The organism is Roseivirga sp. AWQ4_251 (genome assembly GCF_056158225.1).
Genome location: NZ_JBSWSW010000001.1, coordinates 3,059,947 through 3,084,592, shown reverse-complemented (window position 1 = coordinate 3,084,592; position 24,646 = coordinate 3,059,947). Strand labels below are relative to the sequence as shown.

Genomic DNA, 24,646 nt, shown 5'->3' with positions numbered 1-24,646 from the left:
GTGTTATACTGGGAATTTTCTAATCTTGGTTGCTTTTAAAAAGTGACCAAAAGTGATGATAGAGGGCTCAGTACCATCGTCAATCCAGAGTTCAGAACCTTCTTGATCAAGAATGTCTTTTTCAGCTCCATAGTAAATGATTACTTCTCCTTTGTAGGCTGGTCTAACTACAATAGATATATACTGGCCATCTTTTTTAATATCTGATAATACGGTTGGAGCAATTTCTTCCATATTCTCAAGGTTGTATCGGGGGTCTTTCATCAGATGTTCTTTTACGGATGTTTTTGCTCTTTCAATATGACCCTGAGCAATAACAAACATATCATGAGTAGGAACTAAGTCATGACTAAAATAGGCCTCTATGTCTTTGTCTTTTAAAGCTTCTTGCCATTCCTCAAGGTTTGTAATCCCCATCTGAGTAAGTATTTTTTCAGTAACTGGAAGGAGGCCAGATTCAGTCACTTCTTTTTCTTTTAAAATGTTTTTAAGCTCAGATATATCCTGAACATTATAGTCTCTCAAAAGATCATCAAGTTGTTCTGCTTTATCAGAGTTGTTAATTAAGGTCTCTTCATCATAAAGCAGATGTCTTTTCTTGTAGAGCTCACGAAAATACTTTTGCGCATCTTCTTCATTTTTTCGCAACCAGTTTAATAATAGAGAAAGCCCATCTTTAAAGTTAAATGTTCTATCCCTGTCCGAAGTTATGTCGAAAACTAGATTGTTAATTTCTACTGCCGCATCACTAATTCCTTTTGTTCTATCTTCTCCAAGGTCGAAGGATATTTCTTCTGCCAGTAGATTCTGGCGCATGTCTTTCCCTAAAAGTTCTAGTATTTTCTTTAGTTCTTCACCAATTGTTCCATCATCCATGAATAATGAATTGGCTTTTCTAAATTCTCCTAGCTGATTGGGAAAGATTTTGAATTGAGCCAGAATGTCATTGAAGTGAGAATTCTCACTATATATTATCCGGTAGTACTCATTTAACCATTTGTAAACTGACTCATTTAGACCATTCCTAAGTTCATGGATTGTTGCCTTTTTTTGAATAGTTGTTGCAATGACTGTTGTGGTAAGCATAGGACAATCAGACCATCTTATTTTATTCCAAATTTCAATTTGTTCCTCCTCTGGTAGCATTTTAGGAATCCATCTTACACAAAGGTTCCAAATACTACTTCTGATTTCCTTTTTAATAGCCGAGGGAAACCAGATATGCACATCGTCCCCATTTCTAATGTTTTTATACTCCCCGGTGGCTGATTTTATGATTTTCGAGGTTAAGAGAATGTTTCTTGTTGGGCCAAGTACAGATTTCTCAAACCAGTTGTTACTTACCCAATTTAGAGGACTTGAAATGGACTTAATATTTGCCAAATGATGTAAGCCTCCCCAGTGTTTGTCGCTAGCCAATTGGAGCAATTTTTTGTAAAGCTCCAGGGCTTCAATTACAATTTCTTTATTCTGATTTGCTTGGGGGTTTTCTCTTGAAGACTCAGTTAGAAAAACACCATCGCGAGGTTCTGTAGGATTAAAATCAGGACTATTGATTATTACAGGGAATGGGAACGCTTCAGAGCCGACAAGTGGGAAGTCACAAAATAGACGTGGTACTGATTTATCAAGCTCCAAGAAGTTTAAGCCGTCTTCCGTTTGAATAACCGGAGAGGCTATCCAGGTTTCGTTTTGGGTTGAGAACAAAAAGTCCCTCTTTTCAATACACTCGTTGTTTTTTGTGTTCATGGTATGAAAGCTTATGAGCTTAAATCCACTCCCAACATCGATTGGCTTGTCAGAATTTTTAAATAGCAGGTTTTGATGTGTAAGCTTGATGGAATTGATCTCCTCTAGGAAAATAAATGTATACGGTAAGCACTTTTTTAGATCTTTGATTCCTGATTTAGCAGTTTGAATACTTAGGTCGTCTTCTAGTCTATAAGAAAAGGAAGTATTAAAGTTATTTTCATCGTAATTCTCGTGAATTGGAAATGAGTTTAAATTTAGCACAGAGTCCATACTCTTTTGAATCGATGCTTTGATGTCTTCTAGGTCATAAGCACTTCGGTCTAAAATTAAGTTGAATGCTCTATAGTCTAGCTCAGGTTCTTTGGCTATTCCTTCGATATCCACTATTTCTGATAGGAGATGTGTAGATATAAAACCTGTTCCAAATTTCCCTGATTGCCTGAGGCCATCGATAGGTGCTTCTGGTTGATCTTTTGTAGAGATTTTTTCAATTATAAATCTGATATTGTCCGCTCTAAACGGTTGTCCGTTATGACTGAATTTGAGAACGTTATCGAAAAGTTCGTCAAACTCAATTCTAATATCAATTCCTTTTGAGTACCCTACATCCTTAGCGTTCTGAATAAGTTCCCAAATCCACCTTCGTGGGGCGGTTGGAGATTCCGCGGCTTGTGCTCTAAGTTCCATCATTGCGGTCTTAATTGAACCAGCAATGATTTTGTTCATAGCATCTCCACGTAAACTCAGAAGTTTTTCTTTGTAATTCATTGTGTTTGAAATTGTAGATATTGTGATCTCTTATAAAGAAGATAATATAATAATGCTTTGATGGTGTATATAGGGACCGATTTTTTCCTGGGCTGTATTCCTGCCTGTGAAGAATACCATTGCGTGATTTGAAGTAAATTGGTTGACAGTGAGGGTTTTGTGTGAGTTATTGTTTTTATTCTATGAACGGAAAAGCACGCAAAAAGCACGCAATCTTAAAATAAAAAAGCCAGTCACTTTCGTAACTGGCTGACTATTAAGGGTGGAAGACCGGACTCGAACCGGCGACCTCCTGAACCACAATCAGGCGTTCTAACCAACTGAACTACAACCACCGTTTAATTGGGCTTGCAAATGTACGTTTTCGCTTTGAATTTGCAAACACTATGAAAAGAATTTATCGATTAAATTCTAAGCGCTGCCCCGATTCTTCACTAACTAGTTCTCCATTAGCGTAAACCCTTCGGCCAGAAACTATGGTTTCTACTACTTTTGATTTGAATCTGTGTCCTTCGAATGGAGACCAACCGCATTTGGCAAGGATGTTTTCGCGGCTTACCGTCCATGGAGAGCTTAAGTTTACGAGTGCCAGATCCGCATAATAGCCTTCTTTCAAATATCCTCTTCTGTCTATTTCGAACATATCCGCTACGCTATGGGCAGTTTTCTCAACAATTTTTTCAAGTCCAATTTTGCCAGCATGGTATAAATCGAGTAGGCTGACTAAAGAATGCTGTACCAACGGCCCTCCAGATGGTGCTTTAAAGTACGAATTCTGCTTTTCTTCGAGCGTGTGAGGAGCATGGTCTGTGGCAATCACATCAATTCTGTTGTCAATTACAGCTTGAAGAATAGCGTCTCTATCACTGGCTTTTTTAACGGCCGGGTTCCATTTGATCAAAGTACCTTTTTCTGCATAATCTTCATCCGTAAACCATAAGTGGTGTACGCAGGCTTCAGCAGTAATTCTCTTTTCTTTTAAAGGAATCGTATTGTCGAAAAGAGATAATTCCTTGGCGGTTGAAATATGAAGAATGTGTAGACGAGCGCCTTTCTTTTTGGCCAAATCAACGGCAAAGGAAGATGATGCATAGCAAGCTTCTTCGCTACGGATAATTGGATGTTGATCAATTGGTACGTCTTCCCCGAATTGAGCTTTGGCTTTGGCAATATTGGCTTGAATAATTTCTTCCGATTCGCAATGCGTGGCGATCAACATTGGTGCATTTTCAAAAATACCTTCCAAAGTGGTCTGATTATCAACCAGCATATTTCCTGTTGAAGAACCCATAAATACTTTAATACCACAAACTTTCTTGGGGTCGGTTTTTAATACTTCGTCCAAATTGCTGTTTGAGGCCCCCATAAAAAAGGAATAGTTCGCCAAGCTATTTTTTGCTGCAATTTGATATTTATCTTCCAGCAGAGCTTGAGTGAGCGTATTGGGGACGGTATTGGGCATTTCCATAAATGAAGTAATTCCGCCTGCAACCGCAGCACGAGATTCTGTGTAAATGTTGGCTTTGTGAGTTAAGCCCGGTTCACGGAAATGAACTTGGTCATCAATCAATCCAGGGAAAATGTGGAGGCCAGTGGCATCTATAGTTTCATCGGCCGAAAGGTGTTGAAGATCTTTGTCTATTTTTTCAATAAAGCCATCCTTAATGAAGATATCTGCTTCAAAAATCTGGTTTTCATTGATCAAGGTTCCGTTGAGAATAAGTATAGAAGCCATATGCGCGTTTTTTATTGTTCGATGGGTTAACGTAATTGCAAGTTATTACCAAAAAACTCCTCCGCAATCGATGGCCGAAGAAAACCTTTTATTCGAAGATTTAAAACTGAGCAGGCAATTCTTGAATGCTATTGAAGATTTGGGCTACGAAAACCCAACTCCAATTCAGCAAAAAGCCATACCTGTAGCCATGGCTGGACACGATTTGTTAGGGATTGCCCAAACAGGAACAGGAAAAACAGCTGCTTTTGTTCTGCCAATTTTAACCAAGCTGAAATATGCTCAAGGGGATCATCCAAGGGCCTTAATTTTGGCGCCTACTCGCGAATTGGTGATGCAGATTCATGAGAACGCAAAACAATTGGCAACTTACACCGACTTGCGTATTGTGAGCCTTTATGGGGGAATTGGTCCAAAGCAACAAGTAGAAAGCATTGAAAATGGTGTTGATGTTATAGTGAGCACGCCACAGCGTTTTTTGGATATTTATCAAAAAGGAGTGCTGTTGACCAAGTTCATCAAAACCATGGTGCTCGATGAGGCCGATAAAATGATGGATATGGGTTTTATGCCCCAGATTAGAAATGTGCTTGAGATTGTGCCCACTAAACGCCAGAACATGCTTTTTTCGGCTACTATGCCCGATAAAGTAGTAAGGCTTACAGAAGAGTTTTTAGAATTTCCGGAAAGGATAGAGGTAGCTCCCCAAGCTACAGTGATTGAAACTATTGAACAGCAACTTTATAAGGTTCCGAATTTTAAAACGAAGATCAATCTGCTCGAATATTTTCTGAAGAAAGAAGAGTTTAGCCGTGTTATTGTGTTTACAAAAACCAGAACCAATGCCGACAATATCTCCAAATTTATCGATAGGAAGGATTTAGGCCCTGTTAGAGTTATTCACGCCAATAAGGGGCAGAATACACGAATTAATGCCATGGCCGAATTTAAGGAAGGCGATATTCGGGTTTTGGTTTCCACGGATGTGACTTCTCGCGGAATGGATATTAGCATGGTGAGCCACGTAATTAACTTTGATGTGCCTCTGATTGATGAGGATTATGTGCACAGAATTGGAAGAACGGGCAGGGCGAATAATGAGGGTATTGGCATTACCTTCGCCAATGAATTGGAAATGTATGCGGTTGCTAAGATTGAAAAGTTGATTCAAATGGAAATCCCTCAACATGGAATTCCTGGCAGTGTAACCATCGAAAAAACGCCATTTATTGAGTCACAAGAAATGGCTCGAGAAATCGATAATATTCGAAAGAAAGCCGATCCTAATTTCAAAGGTGCTTTCCACGAGAAAAAGAAACGCTATCCTAATAAATCGAGCAAAAAGCCAGCTAAACCAAAAGGGCGAGGCAAACGGAGGTAGTTTGGGTTCTGTTGAGAGAATTTTTAAATTGAATTATCAAAAACAAAAACTCAAACAACATGAAAACACAACTATTTAAGGCTGGTATTTTTGCCTTAGGCCTGTTGGCTTTTACTCCAACGAAAGCCCAAGATTCAGGCGAATTTCATTTAGACGAAGTTTATCAAATTAGTGCACAAGGAACCTTACACCTTCTTTCGGAAGATGCGGATGTGCGCATAATCGGCAGTTCTCGTTCTGATGTCCACGTGAAAATCGATAGAATTCACGAGCATAAAGGCATTGTTTCTGGCAGAGAGAAATTTGATGTAGAAGTTGAAAACCGTGGTGGCGATCTTTATATCACGGAGAAAGAAGAGGGGAATGTAGCTTTTAAAATGGGCTACAGCCGAACTGACTACAAAATAGAAATTCAACTTCCTGAATCTGCTTCACTTCGAATCGTTGGTGAAGACGATGACTATGTAGTCAGAAATGTGAATGGGAAAATCGATATGGAATCTGAAGATGGCGATATCGAAATTATTGAGTGTCAAAGTATAGACTTGGCGTTTCGCTTAGAAGATGGCGATTTACGCATTGATGGTGGTTCGGGTGAGCTCTATGTGGAAACCGAGGATGGAGATGTTGATATTAGAAATGGCGCGTACAAAAGAATAGATATGGATGTGGAAGACGGAAATGTTTATTTGGAAACTTCCTTGGCCGATGATGGATCTTACGATTTGAACACAGAGGATTCCAGAGTGGAATTTATGGTGCTCAATGGGGGAGGTGAATTTTTTGTAATGAAAGATGACGGAAGTGTAAGAGCTTCTTCAGAATTCGAAACCCTTCGCGAAACAGATCACCGATCGGAATTGAAGCTTAACGGTGGAAATGCTAAAGTTGAAATCCGCACCAATGACGGTCGTGTTCGCTTGAGCAAGCGTTAATAATATTGAAAGGCTACCTTTGGGTAGCCTTTTTAAATTCTAAGCTCTAGGTTGAAGGCTTTGATCTTCTTGATCGATAACCCATGCGCTCACTAATGCACCTCCTAAAAAGTAGCTTCGGTCAATTGCTCCGGTATTGTATCTTTCTTTCAGTTTAAGGTTTTCAAAGTCTTCAAAAAGAGGCTCAAGTCGATTTAGGTAATTGAAGTACTGAAGGTCGCCAAAGCCTTGTGCGGTTTGCCATTGTAACATCGATCCTACTAATTTTCTTTGACTTTCAATGCCATCATTAATCAGGCCGAGCATTTTCTCTTCTATTTCATTTAAGCCTGTTTGCTTTGAAGGAAATCTCTTGAGTTGCGCCCGAAAGGCATCAGCCACATAGGGAAACTCGTTCGAGGGCAGTAAGGTGAAGGTTTCCAAATCTGTTGGGTCTTCTGAACAAAAGGCGGTAAATGCATCTTGAGCATAAGCGAAATCCCGAGGCCCCATGATTCGCCTGCGATTGAAAAGGCTTTCGTACTCAGAGGTGGGTATTTCACCAAGCCCAACAAGCTTTTCGTAACCTTCTTCTTGGCCAACACATATCAACGAAACTTTCGTTTCTTTCAACTCCTGACGCCCAAACCAGCTCAAAAGACCTATCATGTTCACTTGGCAAAACAAGTCGTACTCAAACCAAAACACTACTTCCTTATAGTTCTGGAATTGCTTGATTTTATCAAATTCATCAAGCACATCTTTTTGGTAGTCGCCTTCTGGTATGCTGAAAAATTAAGTCATGAAGTCTTTTCTCAACTTCCAAAAATCAGAAGAACCAAAGTCTTCTTGAACAGGGCCATCACTTAAAACTTCTCTCCAAACTACTGTTTCGCCTTGAATACCTGATTCCAAAAATTTGGATTTGGTGCTGTCTCCGTTGAGTATGTGTAAAGTTGTTTCCATAAAAAAAAGCTACCCGAAGGTAGCTTCTTTATTCCAGAAATGTGGAAAGAATTATCTAGAACCGTAGTCCATGTCATCCTCTCTGTCCACAGGAGTTCTTTTGTCTCTATTAGCCAAAATCCAAGCAGTATGGAATACCAATTGAGCTCTTTTCGCCATTACATCAAACGCAATTTTCTCAACAGTATCTGTTGGTCTGTGGTAATCTGCGTGTGTTCCGTTGAAGTAGAAAATAATTGGAATACCTTTTTTAGCAAAGTTGTAATGGTCAGAACGATAGTAGAATCTGTTTCTATCGTTAGGATCATCATAACGGTAATCCAAGTCAATATTGGTGTAAGTGATGTTTGCGTATTCAGAAATTACTTTCAAGTGGCTAGAAAGTTTTTCAGAACCAATTACATACACGTAATCTCTGTTGCCAGACTCTTCGTGCTCAGGATCAATTCTACCGATCATATCGATGTTCAAATCGTTCACGGTTTTGTCTAGAGGGAAAAGAGGGTGGTCAGAGTAATACTGAGAACCTAAAAGTCCTTTTTCTTCACCAGTTACGTTCAAGAAAAGGATGCTTCTTCTTGGTCTGTGACCTTCGTGAGCCGCTTGAGCAAAAGCTTCAGCAATTTCCATAACGCCAGTAGTTCCAGAACCGTCATCGTCAGCACCATTGTTGATTACAGTGCCATCTTCGCTCATACCGATGTGATCGTAGTGAGAAGAAACTACTAGGATTTCGTCTTTCAAGTCAGTTCCTTCAAGAAATGCAACCATGTTTTCAGTGGCTAATTCTTTAAGTTTCTCTTCAACTTTGAATCTTACGTCTCTTTCTTTGATAGAAGAAGGAGAGCTAGCAGCAGCATCTAATTTAGCGGTAGTAGTGCTCAAAAGTTTAGCGGCATCGTCTTTAGTAATGTAGAAAATGATGCTTTCGTTGCCTTGAGCTTCTTTGTCGAAACGAAGTCTTCCAAGAAGAGCTCTTCTCGCTTGGCGAGGCAAAGTTTGCTTAAACTGCTCATCATCACTACTAGCAATGAAAATAGCTTTAGCGCCAGAAGCATTCAATTTCTGAAGAGCTTCTCTTGAGTTACCAACAGCAATTACACCCTTACCAGTAAGGTCCATGCCATCAATATTTTCTCCATTTCCAACATAAACGGTAGGTAGCTTCATTTCTTTGTCCATGTTGGCTTGTCCAAAGAAGATGATGTCTTTTCCATTCATTAATTTTTTGCCTTTCACTTTTATGTACACGTCTGACCAATCTGACTGATACATTGTGAATTTTTGACGGTAAGCACCATCTACTGGGCCTTGCAAACCAATTTTTTGGTAAAAATCTTCTAAGAATTTAGAAGCCTTCTTTTGTCCTTCGGTTCCTGTTTCTCTTCCTTGGAAGTCGTCTGAGGCTAAAACAGATAGCTTAGCCTTCATGTCAGCAGGAGTAATTGTTTCGGCATACTTTTCTGCCGTTTTATCTTGAGCCATCAACCCTTGAGATAAAAGGCAAACAGCAGCAGAAAGCGTCAATAATTTCCTCATTGAATACTTAGTTTAATGTTGCGTTTTATATAATCTGCCAAAGCTAGAAAAATATTTAAAAGCGCAAGATCGATCTTACGCTGGCGGTACTCTTTTTTGAACTGATTGCTAAGGAATTCCAAAGCTAGTCTCTTACATTTGCACCATCTTTTGAAAGAAGAGATTTTGCACCTTATTGGAACATCAGAATATGACGAAAATTGATTTAAGAAAGACACAGAAGTTTGAAGATCGGCACAATGGCCCCGACCAAGTGGAAGCGGCTGAAATGCTGAAAGAGATTGGGCTGTCTAGTGTTGATGCGTTGATTGAAGAAACTGTGCCTGAGGGCATCAGAATGAAGGAACCTCTGAACTTGCCTTTACCAAAATCTGAGTTCCAGTTTTTGAAAGATTTGAGACACATTGCTGCTCAAAACCGCCTTTTCAAATCCTATATCGGAATGGGCTACTACGATACCATCGTTCCGGGTGTAATTCAAAGAAACATTCTTGAAAATCCAGGTTGGTATACTGCTTACACTCCTTATCAAGCAGAAATTGCTCAAGGCCGATTGGAAGCTTTGATCAATTTTCAAACCATGGTGATGGATTTGACCGGAATGGACATTGCCAATGCATCGTTGCTAGATGAGGCTACCGCTGCTGCTGAGGCCATGTTCATGTTTTCTGGTTTAAGAAAGAAGGAAAAGAAAAATGCGGCTACATTTTTCGTAGACGAAAACACCTTTCCACAGACTATCGATTTGCTGAAAACCAGATCAGTTCCGGTTGGAATTAAATTGGAAATTGGCAAAATCTCAGAGTTAGATTTAACAAATCCTGACTTATATGGTGTGCTTTACCAATACCCTGCCGGTGATGGTAAGGTAAGCGACTTTAAGTCATTTATAGAAAGCGCCCACGAAAACAACGTGTTTGTAACAGCGGCAGCCGACTTAATGTCATTGGCTATTTTAACCCCTCCGGGTGAAATGGGAGCCGATGCGGTTGTGGGTACCACCCAACGTTTTGGTGTGCCAATGGGCTATGGCGGTCCACACGCTGCCTATTTTGCTACAAAAGAAGAATTTAAGCGTCAAATTCCAGGTAGAATCATTGGTGTTTCTATCGATAGCCAAGGCAATAAGGCTTACAGAATGGCGCTTCAAACTCGTGAGCAACATATTAGAAGAGAAAAAGCAACTTCAAATATTTGTACTGCACAGGTGCTTTTGGGCGTAATGGCCGGAATGTACGGTGTGTATCATGGTTCTCAAGGCATTAAACATATTGCACTTAAAATTCATGGTTTCGCGAAGCTTTTAGAAAAGGGCTTAGCTTCTTTGGATTTCAAGCAAGAGAACGAATTCTACTTCGATACACTTCGAATCAGTTGTGATACTTCGCATGCCGATAAAATCAAAACCATTGCTGAAGTAAACGAAATGAACTTCAGATACTTCGAAAATGGGGATATCGGTATTGCAGTTGATGAAACCACAAGAGTAGACGATGTTCAATTGATCTTGGAAGTTTTTGCAGAAGCAACTGGCCAAGTATTGAACTTCGATATGGATTCGGAAGCAGCAAGCCTAGAAGTTGAACTTCCTGCTGCATTGGAAAGAACCTCGGATTTCATGACTCACCCGGTTTTCAACCAATATCATTCTGAGCATGAAATGTTGCGCTATATCAAAAAACTTGAAAACAAGGATTTATCATTGGTTCACTCCATGATTTCTTTGGGTTCTTGCACTATGAAGTTGAATGCAACGGCTGAAATGATTCCAGTTACTTGGCCAGAATTTGGAGGCATTCACCCATTTGCTCCAAAATATCAGACTAGAGGTTACCATATGATGTTCAACGATTTGGTAGACTGGCTTTCTGAAATTACTGGATTTGCAGACGTTTCTCTTCAGCCTAACTCTGGAGCTCAGGGTGAATACGCTGGATTAATGGTAATCAGAGCATATCATGAAAGTAGAGGCGAAGGTCACAGAAATGTGGCAATTATCCCTTCTTCGGCTCACGGAACCAACCCTGCTTCTGCGGTTATGGCGGGAATGAAAGTGGTGATCGTGAAATGTGACGAAAGAGGAAATATCGATTTGGAAGATTTGAAACTAAAAGTAGAAGAGCATAGCGAAAATCTATCTTCACTTATGGTTACATATCCTTCAACACACGGAGTTTTCGAAGAAAGTATCAAAGACATTTGTGCCTTAGTTCACGAGCATGGCGGACAGGTTTATATGGACGGAGCAAACATGAATGCTCAGGTTGGTTTAACAAGTCCAGGTATTATTGGGGCCGATGTTTGTCACTTGAACTTGCATAAAACCTTCTGTATTCCACACGGTGGTGGTGGCCCTGGAATGGGACCAATTGGAGTTGCGGCTCACCTTGCTCCATTCTTGCCAGGTAATCCAGTAGTAGAGTCAGGTGGAGAAGAAGCAATTACTGCCATTTCCGCAGCACCATGGGGTAGTGCCAGCATTTTGACGATTTCTTATGCTTACATCGCTATGATGGGCTCAGAAGGCTTAACCAATGCTACCAAAACAGCAATTTTGAATGCTAATTACATCAAAGCAAAGTTAGAGAAGGAGTTCAGGATTTTGTACGCAGGTTCAAAAGGCCGTTGTGCACACGAAATGATTGTGGATTGCCGCGATTTTAAAGCTTACAAAATTGAAGTTGAAGATATCGCTAAGCGCTTGATGGATTATGGATTCCACGCACCAACCGTTTCTTTCCCTGTGGCTGGTACGTTAATGATTGAGCCGACTGAATCTGAGTCGAAAGTAGAATTGGATAGATTCTGTGAGGCAATGTTGAGCATTCGACAGGAAATCCGCGAGATTGAAGAAGGACAGGCAGACTTAGAAGACAACGTTTTGAAAAACGCGCCTCACACAGCAGCCATGGTTTTGGAAGGTGAATGGAGTAGACCTTATTCAAGAGAAAAGGCTGTTTACCCAGCTGATTACGTGAAAGAAGCTAAATTCTGGCCAACCGTTGCCAGAATTGATTCAGCTTATGGTGACAGAAACCTGATGTGTAGCTGTATTCCTGTTTCAGATTATCAGGAAGAAGAAGCGATGGCTTAGTTTACCTGAAAGCAAAGTAATAAGATGACTGCCTCTGATTTTAAATCGGGGCAGTTTTTTTATGTCTACAATTTTATGTTTCTCGTTAAAAGAGGGCCTATTCTATAAACTTAACACGTTTCAGAAGAACTTTGGAACTGCCTTCAATATCTGTAAGAACCATTCTAATAATGACCGCTTGCCCATTGAATTGTGATAAATCTGTAATGAATGATTTTTCTTGTCGCGGAATATTAATGGAGCGTTCTTCTATGAGAAATCCCATATGATTAATTACCTCCCAATTTGCGTGGATGACATCCCTGTTCTTTGTGATCAGAAAAAGCGAGTTTTTGTCAACGAGTAACTCTTCGATTGGGATATTTTGAGGTGAAGTCAATTGGGGGAAGCTGTGTTTTGTTTGCTTAGCGCTTGAGATCAGAAACGAATAATGTCCAGCGTTAAAGTGAAGCTTAAGATTTTCATCTTCAAAAGGGAGGTGTTCTTCTGGAATTGTTTGGCTCAGTAATTCTATTATCTGATATTTCTCTGGAAGTGTGAGCGTTGCATAAGAACCAGCCGGTATGGTTACAGAGTATATAAATGTTTCTTCAGTTTTTGGCGTAACATTCACTTTTATAATACCATAAGGGGATTCATGCTCTGCATTTATTTCTCCTAAGGAGGAATCAAATTGTGGCTTTAAATCAATGAATTTGAAGCCAGGGTCTTCTTCATTTGGGTTAATACCCCCTAGGTTTTTATACATCCAACCATTGATTGTCCCCAGAAAGGCATGATTAGAAGAATATGGGTAATTACCCCAGTAATTCCATGATTCAGGCATAGAAGTGAGACCTAATTTAACCCAATTTCCCCAAGAAGGAGATTGAGTTTCTTTCAGCATGTTTAATGCTAAATCAGGCCTTTTGATTTTAATCAGCGCATTTGGGAGCGATTTATTTCCTAAAGCGCCAACGTCTAAAAAACCATTATTACTTAGAATGTTTTCGACCAACCTTTGGCCAACTTTTTCCAGTTGGTCTTCGGGAACTATGTTGAAATCAATGGCAATAGCTAGTGCTGTTTGGGTACCACTACTATATAGTCCACTTTTAGGTTGGTAAAACTCTTGATTGATTCGGTTTTTAATGTCTTCGCTGAGTGAAGAAAAGTATACATGGTCGTTATACTTTTTTAGTGTAAGTGCTATTTTGGAAAGAGTTTGAACGGCTTTAAAAAAATAAGCTGAAGAGGTGAAATGATTTTTTGTCGATGTCTTGGCCGGAGACCAATCCCCAAATCCTCCATATTGAAGTAGGTTTGCGGAGTTGTGAATATAGAACGATGCAAATTTTTTCATGGCAGAGTAATTCTCTCTGAGAATAAAGTCGTCCCCTGTCATCAAATAAACATCCCATGGAATCAGGATGATAGAGCTTGTCCAGTCAAAGGCGTAGTCTCGCCCAAAACCGGCAGTAGGAATAATGCTTGGGAGCGGGCCATCGGGTTCTTGAGCGTCTTGATGGTCGCGCATCCATTTTTCGTAAAAAAGAATAGCATCGTAGTTGTAAAGACCTGTTTCACTCATCATATGGGCGTCTCCAGTCCATCCATTTTTTTCTCTTTGAGGGCAATCTGTTGGAATGCCTACTGCATTAGATAGGTATGAGTTGTTACTGATTTTCCATATGCCATTTACAACTTCATTAGCTGTGCTAATTGATCCTAATTGAGGAAAGCTGTTGTGTGTTTCGAAAGCTTTTAGATTTTTGATTTCTAGATCAATGGGCTTTGATCCCCTTATTTCAACATATTGAAATCCTTTATAGTTGAATTTGGGTGAAAAGGAAAATTCCCCACTTTTAAGTTGAAGAAAATCAGTTTGAAATTGCTCAGTTATATTGTCACTTTGAAAGTCTTTAGAAAATTGGTTGGTGTTGACACTTCCATTAGGGAAAAGTACCTCTCCGTGTCTGATTTCAAGTAATGTATTGTCTTTTACAGATGCCGTTATTTCGCTAACGCCAGCAATATTTTTAGGGAATTTGAAGACATAATGGTCTGCGGAAAGCTTATTTATAGATATGGGATTGAGCGTGTCAGTTTTCATGACTGGCGGCATTCTGGCGGCAACGATGTTAGAAGTTGGGGCTTGCATCGCTTTCGCGTTTTCCCAGTTGGAAATGTCATTGTTTGGGTTACTCCAGTTTTCAATTTCTAAATTGAAATCATAGTTTTCGCCCAAGTAAATGCTATTAAATGCGATTGGGCTTTGGTGAATTTTCCAGCTCTCGTCTGATGTAATAACTTTTGAAGTTCCATCCTCAAATTCTAATCTTAAGTTCAAAATGAAGCCGGGTCGATCACGCCAAGGTGCTTTGTCAAAAGCCCATGCGGTTTTTGCCTGATGATTGAACCATCCATTACCTATAATTAAGCCTAGTGCATTTAGACCTTCTTTAATGCTTTTGTCAAGGTCATAGGTTTTAAAAAGAACCCTTTTTGAATAATTGGTAAATGAAGGAGCTAAAAAGTCTTTTTGTATTTTTTGTCCATTAGTTTCTATCCAATGATAACCAGCTGTAGCAATATAGAGCCTAGCTTTTTTTACTGGTTTATCGACTTCAAAATGTTTTACAAAATAAGAAGCGGGTCGATATTCTAAACTTTTTCCATCGTTGATCCATTGACCTTGCCAAGAAGAATCTTGAAGAAATGCAGTTTGAAAATAGCTGGTTTCTGAGGGGTAAGGAGAGCCATCCTTGTCGGTTGCCTCAATCTTGAATGTATAAGTTTTGAACGATTTAAGAGGAGGTCCAGCGTAGGTGAATAGTCTTAAATCTTTTGTTACATACCCGCTACTCCAAACTTCTTTTCCTTCCAATGAAACAGAAATTTTGAAAGAGGTTTGTTTTGCCCCATATCGCTCATCATAGATTTTCCATGAAAACCGAGGTTTTTCAACATCGATTGAATTTGGAGTTTCTAAATGCTCGCATTTTAGGTTATAAATACCAATAGTCTGCGCATTTATGCTTGAAGCAGCAATAAGGAATATAAAGATTAGTAAAGCCCCAGCTTTCATTTTTCAGTATGCTATTAGCAAAATATGAAGGCTGAATATAAGCTATATAGAGCAATTGGGGAGTAGCTATTTATGAACTAACACAAAAAGTTTAGTCTGTCAGTTTGGTCATTAGCTTTAAGGGCGTTGAAATCATTGATTTGTCATTCCTTGGTTAAGTTTCTGAAGGTCTAACCTTGTCCTAGAGTGAGTTTTGTGCAGGCAAATAATCTCATTAGGCAAATTTTGAATTTCATTTTGTTTATCAATTTCACGAATCTAATTAAAAACTTATTGCTAAGAGAAAAGGGAGGTGATAACAGAGGGAGATGGCTTAAATCAAGCCTTTATAGAAGCCAATGATGCTCATTGAGATTAAGTTGTTTTGTTGTTCATAAAAGCTAATTGAATCAACTTAACTGATTAAATTTATATATATATTTCGCTATACATATATATGTCCATATAGGTATTAGTTTAATAAATATTTTAATAGTTTAATTAATTATCGAGAAATACATAATTAGATAATATGTGTAAAATATTGTGTAAAAGAATAAACAAATAATGAAGAAGTTAGCTATTTTAATCATCCTATCAATTTGTTCTGCATTCAACTCGTTCGCACAGACTGATATAAGTGAGCATTTTGTAAAGTCTTGGAGGATTTTAAGACAAGATAATTCGATGCCTTTGTCAGTTGCAGCAGAAGAACTCAGTTCTTCTTGGACAAATTGGGGAATGAGGGATTTTGGTTCAATTCCAAGAATTTCAAGTACAGATATTGATGAGACAGTCTACAGGTTGAATTTGAAAATATGGCGTGATAGTTATGAGAATTTAGCTGCAAGTATTCAACTTTTGGAAGAGCAGCACGAAGGAAGTATTGATTATAAAAGAAACATCGCTTTTATCCATTTTGTTACTGGGTATACTTATGGAATCATAGCTAATCTTTTTAATCAAGGATATACATATGATTTTGAGAATTTAGTACCCGTTTATGAACTTCAATCTCATGAGGCAATATTAGAGTTAAGTAAAGAGCATTTTGAAAAGGCAAAGGAAATATCTAGGGATGCTAGTTTTACTTTACCCTCTAGTTGGATTAATGGTAATGTTATTTCGAGTGAATACTTCATTAATGTAATAAATACTTATGAGGCAAAGTTCATGATGAATTCATCAAGAGGAGGGAATGATGTGGATTGGGGGGAAGTGATTGAGCTTCTAAATAATGGAATTAATAAAGACTTAGTTATTCAAGGGGATGGAAATGAGTATCGTTGGTGGTCGAGTGTTTTAATGTATGGTCAGGATCCTTCCTGGGCGAGAGTTAGTCAAAGAGTGATTAATATGATGGCAAATGAATCAACCAAATCTGTTGGAGGGGTATATCCTTATCCTGATGGTATTACTAATTTGCCCGAAGTGACTAGTGAGGACAAAAGGTTTAATCAATACTTCCGATATAATGCTAGTGTGAATTTTCAGGCTCTCAGAGGTTATTATTTCTTTTCTAATTATTCTTTCCATCGATATGAGGAGTTTAGAGAGAGCCGTACGACAGAAGTACCTGAAATCGATTTATTAGAAAAGGATCTTTTGTTAGCGGAGGCTTACCTGAATGTTGGTAGAAATGAGGAAGCATTGGACATAGTGAATAAATCTAGAGCAAATGGAGAGTTAACAGCTTTAGCAAGCACAGTGGGTACTGATGACCTTCTAGCTCATCTTTACTATGAGAAGACTCTTGCTAGTTTTGGACATGATGTTGCATATTTTGATAAAAGAAGATGGGGGACTCTGTATCCCGGGACTTTCCAAGAACTTCCAATACCATCAGAAAATAATGAATTAGCTAGAATAGAGATATCAAAACCCTATAATAGTGTTGAGCATTTTCCAATTGATGGTGTTGTTGAGGTCGTTGTCTATGATAGGTATAATAACATACCGACTCACCGTATAGATGTTAGTAAGGTAGGGTTTGAGTTAATCGATTCTAAAGGTGTTGTTCAGAAGTTTGACGCTCTACTTGATATCGTTTATTCTAGTTCTGATAACGCGCAACGTGGATCGTTTACCTTGTCTGATTATGTTAATCTTGAGAGTGAGGAAAGCTATTCTTTAGTTGCCCAAATTAGAAATCCTTATGAAGCTAGTGATGTGACATCAGATCAATTTGAATTAAAGATTGCAAATTTAAAATCGCTTAATTTCTGGTCTGATTATGAATTGGATGATCCGTTTAGAGACAATTCTTCTGAATCAATTCCTAGGAATTCTTTTGAAGACGCTGATCGAATTATTAATGTTTATAAAGAGTTCATTACAGAGTTTAATAAAAGTACAGGTAAATGGCGTGAAATAGCTGATGATATAGAGGTAATAGGACCGTTCAATGCAGTATACGGAGGGGGATTTTATTTGCACCTGCGATTACTTCTTTAAGAAATACGAAGGACCAAATAATTACAAGGGAATCTAATAATATAGTTGTTTTTGATTTTTCCCAAGATGAATGGGTAATCAAAGAAGATAATCAAGTTAATTTCACTTCATTGCTCAAATGTTTTTCCTGTATTGATGCTAATGAAAATGGTGTGTTTTATGTTGGCCCAGGAGAGGGGGAGAATTTAGTCAACCAAATCAGCATAGGAGATACTGAAATTAATACCATATACAGTGAGCCTTATTCAAGTAATAATTCCCTTTTATTTGAGTCATTAGAAATTGCTAATAATAGCATATTTATTGGTGGAAGAAATAAAATATTAAGAATTGAATTTGACGAATTATTTAAGACACAACAGAGCTTTGACAATTTGTATGAAAAGTTATTCTCTCAAATAGAAGCAGATGGATTAGGTTACGAGAATTTGAAATTATCTTACTTAAGTGGTGATATTCAATATAATCGAGGAGTTGTTTCTAGTTACTCTCCCGATGGGGACCGACTGTATATTGCCTTTCTTTTAAATAACAATTCTTCCATCTATTTTTATTTTGACGGACTTAATTGGAAAGCTTTACATAGAGGAAATCATGGACTGGATGCTTTTCACAGATGGTTTGGAGATCAACAAAATGCATTCGTAGCCACGGACAACTTCACAGGAAGTAACATGCATTGGTTTGTTGATGGAGTACAACAAAGCATGGGCAAATTGGCTCCTTCAGATATAGTTAGAATATCTGAAGACCGAATTATTTTTAAAAATGAAACTTTCAATTTTGGGGATAATTTACCTGAAGTACTCGATTTAGTTCTGTCAGGTACTCCTACGGTAGGTGAAGATTTAGTGGCGACATATACATATGCAGATGCAGATGCAGACACGGAAGAGGGGACTGTTATTGAATGGTTAAGATCATCTTCTCATGATGGATCTGATGCAGTTGTTATCGAAGGGGCGACAAGCTTGAATTATACTTTGACAGACGATGATATTGGAATGTTTATAGCTGTTAAAGTTACTCCTAAGAATGCTGTTGCGGATGGAGAGTTTGTTGTAAGTGAATATATGGGGCCAATTAAAATGGTTCAAGTCATCACTTTTGCCGAATTAGCGGATAAAATTTATGGAGATATTCCCTTTGGACTAAATGCTACTTCTGATGCAGGGACAGTAATTTCATATGAAAGTTCTAACCCAAGTATTGCTTCAATATCGGGAAGTACTGTAAGTATAATTGCTTCCGGGAAAGTGGATATAATAGCAAAACAAGGAGGTAATGATAATTATCTTGAAGCAGAAGAGGTTGTCAGAACTTTACAAATTAATAAGGCCATTCTTAATGTTTCTGCAGAAGATGCTATCATTAATAAGGGAGATGCTATTCCTGACTTTACGATTAGCTATTCGGGGTTTGTGAATGATGAAAATGAATCAGTCTTAACGGCTTTACCTATGGCCTCAACAAATGCAACGAATACAAGTGACCGAGGAAGTTATCCAATTACAGTTACCGGGGGTGCAGCGGATAATTATAATATTACGGTTGTTAATAGTACGCTGACCATTACGGGGCCTGTGTATAGTTTGCCAAGTACCATTACATTCGATGATTTGACAGTTGGAGATACAAACTCAAAAGAGGTGATTATTGAGAATACTGGCGATGGTGTATTGAATGTTACGGGTATTGCGCTGCCAGTCGGTTATACAGTGAACAAAACCACTTTCGATGTAAATGCAGGAGTCAATGGGGCATTTATGATAACCTTTACCCCAACAGATGATCAAGTTTATTCTGGTGATATTACGATTGCCTCTAATAATGGAGAAGAGACTATATCGGTTACGGGAGAAGGTCTAATCGTTACTGGAATAGATGATGACCAATTAGATTTGGAGGAAGTAAAGATTTACCCAAACCCGACCTCGGATTGGATAATTATCGACCTCAGTGCATCACCAGCCAGACAATCAACTTTAAGTTTGGTAAATCCACAAGGAGCAACTACATGGCAAAAATCAGACATTACGGATAAGAAGGTTAAAGTAGAAGTCTCTACATTCAGTTCAGGTCTATATTTGTTGATAGTTGAGACAGAGAAGGGAACAGTAATCAAGAAGGTTATGGTCAAGCATTAATAGGGCAGAAGAAAAATAAATAAAAATTCATTTTTTTATTTTAGAGTATTGTATCTACTGGTGCTTCTTCTACTTAAAAAGTCAAAATGACGATCCAGAAACTGATGGATTTACCTTTCAAAATCTGGTTTAGAAATGTTATTAGGAATTAGGATATAAAAAACGAAAAGGCTGCCATTGGCAGCCTTTTCGTTTTATGCGGTTAGTTCCAGCTGGCCTTTTTGGTAGCGACAATAGAACTGATAAGGCAAGAAGGTTAAAGCAAAGACTATAAATGAGATCAGAAATATGTTTTGACTCAATATTATCTGCTCATAGGACTGGGCTTGTTCTTTCATGTAAGCCTCGGTATAAATAGTCCCGAACTCCTTATTGTCAATATCTGGATATTGCATTCTTAAGCCAATTTCCATGTTTTCTAATTTCTTATTGGAAAAGGAAGAGTTAAACAATAAAACCAGAGATATACAAAGGCATACAGTACTCATATATCCTCCGATATAAGCTATTTTCTTAATCATGATATTGTGTTTTGGGGTGGTTAGAATTTTTAAATCTCTTTCGAGTTGATAGGGCGAGTTAGGAAGGAGCTTTTGTTTGGCTCCTTCAAAACTCGTTTGAAAATCCAGCTTTTTGCTGTCCATAGAGAATTCAATCTCCGTTGCCAGATGATCTGTGAGATCATCCATCAGTTCCAGATCGGTAAAGCCCTGAGATTTCAGGTAGTCTTTGATGTGCCTTACATGATCTTCTGTCATGATAAGGCTGTTTTAGATTTACCGAACAATAAGGCAAGAGTACTCTGAAAGTCCATTACTTCTTGAATAGCAGGGCTTACTACGGTCTTACCTTTCTCAGTAAGGCTGTAGTATTTCCTGATCCTGTTGCCCACATTAACTGACTCGGTTTGCAGATAGCCTTCCTTGGTCAGTGCGTGCAGACTGGGATAAAGTGAACCTTCTTTAATGAGTATTTTGCCTTCGGAACTGGCCTTTACGTGCTGTACAATCTCATAACCATACATTTTTTCATGGTCTGCTAAAAGCTTCAGAATGATGGGTTTGAGGATGCCTTTTAATAGTTCTCGTGAATACATAGTTTAATTATACATCATAATTCTATGTATTACAAATGAAGGGATTAATGTTCCAATCTTATTTAAAAATAATTGCTGTTTGGGTTGAAGTTTAAATGACTATAGATTAGAATTGCACTCTTATTTAGAATTAGTCTTAATAAATGAAGCAAATTTTTTGGGCCATATTTTTTCTGCCTATCTCAGTTTGGGCGCAGTCCGATTTAAAGGGTATTGTAGCTGATGAGCAAAACGTTTCATTGCCTGGGGTTTCAATCTGGGTGGAAGAAACCAGTTTTGGAACAGTGACTGATGAAGAAGGAAAATTCGTAATTAAAAATTTAAAAGAAGGTGTTTATCACCTTAGGGTGAGCTTTGTCGGTTTTCAGACAAAACGGATTGAGGTCTCTCATAAACGTGGATTGGAGATTAGAATTAAACTGCAATCAGAAGTTACGGAGCTGCAGTCGGTAGAGGTAAATTCTGATAGAGAAGCAACCGAAAAACAGACTTCGGGTTTTAATGTAAATCAGATTTCCGCTGAACGATTTCACGACCTCAATATGGATGTGAACCAGATTTTGGGAACGCTTTCGGGTGTGAATATTCGTGAAAAGGGTGGCTTAGGCTCAGGGTTTGAACTTTCATTAAATGGATTGTCAGGAAATCAAGTCCGTTATTTTATCGATGGAGTGCCTTTAGAGTTTTATGGCTCTGCTCTTGGGCTCAATAATTTTCCTTCCAACCTCATTAAGTCTTTAGAGATTTACAAGGGTGTAACTCCTGTAAGTTTAACTTCCGATGCTCTAGGTGGCGCAGTGAATATTCAAACGCCAGATATGAGGGATGATTTTCTGGATGCATCCTATTCCTTAGGTTCCTTCAATACACACCGGGCTTCTCTCTTCGCTCAAAAAAACACAAAAGGCGGTCTTCATTTAAGACTGATGTCATTTTACAATCATTCCGACAATGATTATAAAATGAAAAAAGTGCCTGTTACCGATGAATTTGGTAATATTTTGGGTACTCGCGAGGCACGTAGGTTTCACGATGCTTACTCTTCTGCTTCTATCAATGGCCAAATTGGTTTAGTCGATAAAACCTTTGCAGATGAATTCTCAGTTGGGTTTACATATGCAGGTAACAAGAATGAAATTCAACATACCGATGTTTCTATTAATCGTGTCTATGGTGGATTAACTAGCGAAAACAGAACCGCCATTTTTACCGCTAAGCATCGCAAAAGCTGGAAGCAGTTTGAATGGAAAACAGATGCAAATCTGGGTCAGGTTACAGAAACCTATTATGATACGCTACAGCAGCGCTTTAATTGGGAGGGCGAATCGAAACCCATTAATACGGCCGAATATTACAGCGATCCTTCTATAGTTGAGTTGAAGGACAATTTCTTTTGGGCAAGAACAGCTCTGAAATATGAAATCAATCCAAACCAGAGCCTGTCGGGTCAAATTTCAATAAACCACCTTAAGCGGAAAGGGAAGGACGAAATCAATCCTCGGGTGAGTGCTCTATTTAATCCTAATTTCCTGAACAAGAATTTCGCAGGGCTCTCTTACGATTTTCGTTCTTCCAATGAAAAGATCAAAGCCTCTGTTTTTAGCAAGTTTTATAACTATGAGGCAGAAATACATACGGATGAATATGTAGGGGATGAACTCAAAGTGGTAGAAACGTCATCTTCCATTTCAAAAGTGGGTTACGGCTTAGCTTTTAGTTACCTGTTGAGCTCTAGTCTATTAGTAAAGGCTTCGTATGAAAAAGCTTATCGACTACCCGAAGCCTTCGAAATTATGGGAAATGGGCTTTTGATTTTGCCGAATGCAGATTTAAAGCCTGAAAGCAGCAATAACATCAATCTTGGGCTTATTCTAAACGAATCCCTTGCTGGTAACAACCATTTAAAATCAGAATGGAATGCATTTTATCGTCCTACTCAGAATAAAATCTGGAGGGTGGCTCAAGGCGTGTTGTCTACCTATCAAAACATTCAAAACACGAGGGTGATTGGTTTTGAAACCGCAAATTCATTCAACATAAACAACAAATACCTCTTTACGCTGAATTTAACTTACCAAAGTTATACCGATCAAAGAGAGTTCAATCAAGGAATTGCTAATCGCAATTATGGAGAGCGAATGCCTAATGCACCTTACTTCTTTGGCGATTTTGGACTTCAGTATAATCTGCCCTTAGAGAAGTCGCGGCTATCATTTATGTGGAATACGCATTATGTACACGATTTCTTTTTGTATGCCGAAAGTAATGGGAGCAAAGCGAATAAGCGTGTGATTCCTACCCAGTTCCTAAACGACTTCAATGTGAATTACTTGTTCGCAGAAGGCAAGTACAGTGCTTCTTTTTCTGTTACCAACATTTTTGATAAAGAAGCATACGATAACTGGTCGCTTCAACGACCCGGAAGAGCTTTCAATTTTAAACTTAGATACTATATAAATCAACTATGAAAAATCAATTAAGGTATATTCTGTTTGCTGTGCTGGCTTTAAATGTAGCTAGCTGTAGTGACGATGACGGAGGTACTACCACACCAGAATTTGAAGGTGGAATAACCGTTACCTTGAAAACTACTGGCGACCAAGAACCGGAATATGTGGTAACCAAAGATGATTTAATGCAGGGTGTGATTTCTGCAGAAGGTTCTGGCTACGAATCATTCGACTGGAATTTTTCTTACACTGTGGGCAAAACGCTATTTGTGTTGGGTTACACTAATTTCGAGGCTCAAGCTTATCAAGTAAATGATGAGGGAGAGGTAGAAGAGGTTGCTAATTTTCTTTTAGAAACACCTCTGGAAGTTTTTGGTAATGTAAATAACGAAACCATGTTGGCCATTGATGCGCCAAGAGATGGATCGCATAACACCAGAAAGCTGTATTCAGTTGATGCTGAAACAGGCTTTATTACGGGTATTAAAGATATTAGCATTTATAATGTTGATACCGGAACACCAGGAGATGGTGTGGTTGCTTGGCCTTCAGCACTCCAAGTTGTGGGCGACAAATTGTTCATCTCTTTCTACTTGGTAGACGATCAGGGCTATTATTACACACCAGATCCTGACAAGGCTTATGTGGCTGTTTATTCGTACCCAAATGTTGAGGCTGAACCTATCAAAGTGATTCAAGACGAACGCACTTCAAACATTGGTGTAAATGGTTCTTCAAACGGACTTCTACAAACCGATGGTGGTGACATTTACTCTATGTCTTCAGGAGCTTATTTGGCGGGTTTCTTACCTGTAACTTCTAAGCCATCAGGTGTTTTGAAAATCGCCAATGGTTCTACTGATTTCGATCAAAGCTATTTTTTCAATGTAGAAGAAGCTGATAATGGCGGCATTTTATTTTGGATGGACTACGTAGGAGGAAACAAGGCCATAGCGCGTGTTTTAACCGAAGATGTTGACCCAGCGGATGATCCTGATTATTCAGAATATTGGGGAGCTTTCGGAAGGTCTGTGTTCAATCAAAAGTTGGTGATTCTTGATTTGGTGAATAAGACTGTTACTCCTGTGGCCGATGTGCCGCTTCATGCAAAGCGTTACTCAACTCCGGTGTTGGTTGAAGATGGAAAGGTTTACGTAAGCATCGAAACCGCCAATGACGCCTACGTTTATTTGGTTGATGTTGAAAATGCAACAGCCCAAAAAGGAGCTAAAATTGAAGGAAAAACCATTAAAGGTTTCTCTAATCTTTATTAATACAAAACTCACTTATCACCGAAGCCAACA

15 protein-coding genes and 1 tRNA gene are annotated in these 24,646 nt (G+C 38.7%); 7 read left to right on the top strand and 9 right to left on the bottom strand.

Translation table 11 applies throughout. The features are described 5' to 3' along the window. Nucleotides 1–3 precede the first annotated feature (3 nt). The 3 genes from ACXACJ_RS13515 to ACXACJ_RS13505 form a co-directional block, all read right to left on the bottom strand. A complete protein-coding gene (locus tag ACXACJ_RS13515; RefSeq protein WP_475134963.1) occupies nucleotides 4–2,520 on the bottom strand; it encodes a sacsin N-terminal ATP-binding-like domain-containing protein in 2,517 nt (838 codons plus the stop codon). Between the two features lie 260 nt (nucleotides 2,521–2,780). Further along, nucleotides 2,781–2,856 (bottom strand) — tRNA-His (locus tag ACXACJ_RS13510). Between the two features lie 61 nt (nucleotides 2,857–2,917). Next, nucleotides 2,918–4,255, bottom strand: a complete 1,338-nt coding sequence (locus ACXACJ_RS13505; RefSeq protein WP_475134962.1) for a dihydroorotase — start codon at nucleotides 4,253–4,255, stop codon at nucleotides 2,918–2,920. Between the two features lie 70 nt (nucleotides 4,256–4,325). On the opposite strand from ACXACJ_RS13505, the gene ACXACJ_RS13500 reads away from it, so the two are divergent. Then, the gene (locus ACXACJ_RS13500) at nucleotides 4,326–5,636 is read left to right on the top strand and encodes a DEAD/DEAH box helicase (RefSeq protein WP_475134961.1); all 1,311 of its coding nucleotides are present in this window, start codon (nucleotides 4,326–4,328) and stop codon (nucleotides 5,634–5,636) included. Nucleotides 5,637–5,695: 59 nt separating this feature from the next. Continuing rightward, the gene (locus tag ACXACJ_RS13495; RefSeq protein WP_475134960.1) at nucleotides 5,696–6,571 is read left to right on the top strand and encodes a DUF4097 family beta strand repeat-containing protein; all 876 of its coding nucleotides are present in this window, start codon (nucleotides 5,696–5,698) and stop codon (nucleotides 6,569–6,571) included. Nucleotides 6,572–6,610: 39 nt separating this feature from the next. On the opposite strand, the gene ACXACJ_RS13490 is transcribed toward ACXACJ_RS13495, so the two are convergent. From ACXACJ_RS13490 to ACXACJ_RS13480, 3 genes are read right to left on the bottom strand one after another with little or no spacing between them, the layout of a single operon-like run. Next, nucleotides 6,611–7,309, bottom strand: a complete 699-nt coding sequence (locus ACXACJ_RS13490; protein ID WP_475134959.1) for a hypothetical protein — start codon at nucleotides 7,307–7,309, stop codon at nucleotides 6,611–6,613. A 36-nt stretch (nucleotides 7,310–7,345) separates the two neighbouring features. Further along, a complete protein-coding gene (locus ACXACJ_RS13485) occupies nucleotides 7,346–7,516 on the bottom strand; it encodes a hypothetical protein (RefSeq protein WP_475134958.1) in 171 nt (56 codons plus the stop codon). Between the two features lie 51 nt (nucleotides 7,517–7,567). Then, the gene (locus tag ACXACJ_RS13480; RefSeq protein ID WP_475134957.1) at nucleotides 7,568–9,055 is read right to left on the bottom strand and encodes a M28 family peptidase; all 1,488 of its coding nucleotides are present in this window, start codon (nucleotides 9,053–9,055) and stop codon (nucleotides 7,568–7,570) included. 190 nt (nucleotides 9,056–9,245) lie between these two features. Here ACXACJ_RS13480 and gcvP point away from each other — a divergent pair, with 190 nt between their 5' ends. Further along, nucleotides 9,246–12,149 carry an aminomethyl-transferring glycine dehydrogenase gene (gene gcvP / locus ACXACJ_RS13475; RefSeq protein WP_475134956.1) on the top strand — a complete coding sequence of 968 codons (2,904 nt, stop codon included), beginning with the start codon at nucleotides 9,246–9,248 and terminating at the stop codon, nucleotides 12,147–12,149. 97 nt (nucleotides 12,150–12,246) lie between these two features. Here the strand turns inward: gcvP and ACXACJ_RS13470 are convergent, their stop codons facing one another. Next, entirely contained in the window at nucleotides 12,247–15,216 is a 2,970-nt protein-coding gene (locus ACXACJ_RS13470; protein WP_475134955.1) for a family 78 glycoside hydrolase catalytic domain, read from the bottom strand. A gap of 546 nt (nucleotides 15,217–15,762) precedes the next feature. Here ACXACJ_RS13470 and ACXACJ_RS13465 point away from each other — a divergent pair. After that, the gene (locus ACXACJ_RS13465) at nucleotides 15,763–17,649 is read left to right on the top strand and encodes a RagB/SusD family nutrient uptake outer membrane protein (protein ID WP_475134954.1); all 1,887 of its coding nucleotides are present in this window, start codon (nucleotides 15,763–15,765) and stop codon (nucleotides 17,647–17,649) included. Nucleotides 17,650–17,759: 110 nt separating this feature from the next. Next, nucleotides 17,760–19,796, top strand: a complete 2,037-nt coding sequence (locus tag ACXACJ_RS13460) for an MBG domain-containing protein (protein WP_475134953.1) — start codon at nucleotides 17,760–17,762, stop codon at nucleotides 19,794–19,796. 194 nt (nucleotides 19,797–19,990) lie between these two features. Here ACXACJ_RS13460 and ACXACJ_RS13455 read toward each other — a convergent pair whose 3' ends face one another. Next, nucleotides 19,991–20,554 carry a hypothetical protein gene (locus ACXACJ_RS13455; RefSeq protein WP_475134952.1) on the bottom strand — a complete coding sequence of 188 codons (564 nt, stop codon included), beginning with the start codon at nucleotides 20,552–20,554 and terminating at the stop codon, nucleotides 19,991–19,993. After that, complete coding sequence (locus ACXACJ_RS13450) at nucleotides 20,551–20,892, bottom strand: PadR family transcriptional regulator (protein ID WP_475134951.1); 342 nt, start codon at nucleotides 20,890–20,892, stop codon at nucleotides 20,551–20,553. Before ACXACJ_RS13450 ends, ACXACJ_RS13455 begins: the two co-directional genes overlap by 4 nt. A 143-nt stretch (nucleotides 20,893–21,035) precedes the next feature. Here ACXACJ_RS13450 and ACXACJ_RS13445 point away from each other — a divergent pair, with 143 nt between their 5' ends. Beyond that, the gene (locus ACXACJ_RS13445; protein WP_475134950.1) at nucleotides 21,036–23,360 is read left to right on the top strand and encodes a TonB-dependent receptor; all 2,325 of its coding nucleotides are present in this window, start codon (nucleotides 21,036–21,038) and stop codon (nucleotides 23,358–23,360) included. Then, the gene (locus ACXACJ_RS13440; protein WP_475134949.1) at nucleotides 23,357–24,616 is read left to right on the top strand and encodes a DUF4374 domain-containing protein; all 1,260 of its coding nucleotides are present in this window, start codon (nucleotides 23,357–23,359) and stop codon (nucleotides 24,614–24,616) included. The genes ACXACJ_RS13445 and ACXACJ_RS13440 overlap by 4 nt, the downstream gene beginning before the upstream one ends. The last annotated feature ends 30 nt before the right edge of the window (nucleotides 24,617–24,646 follow it).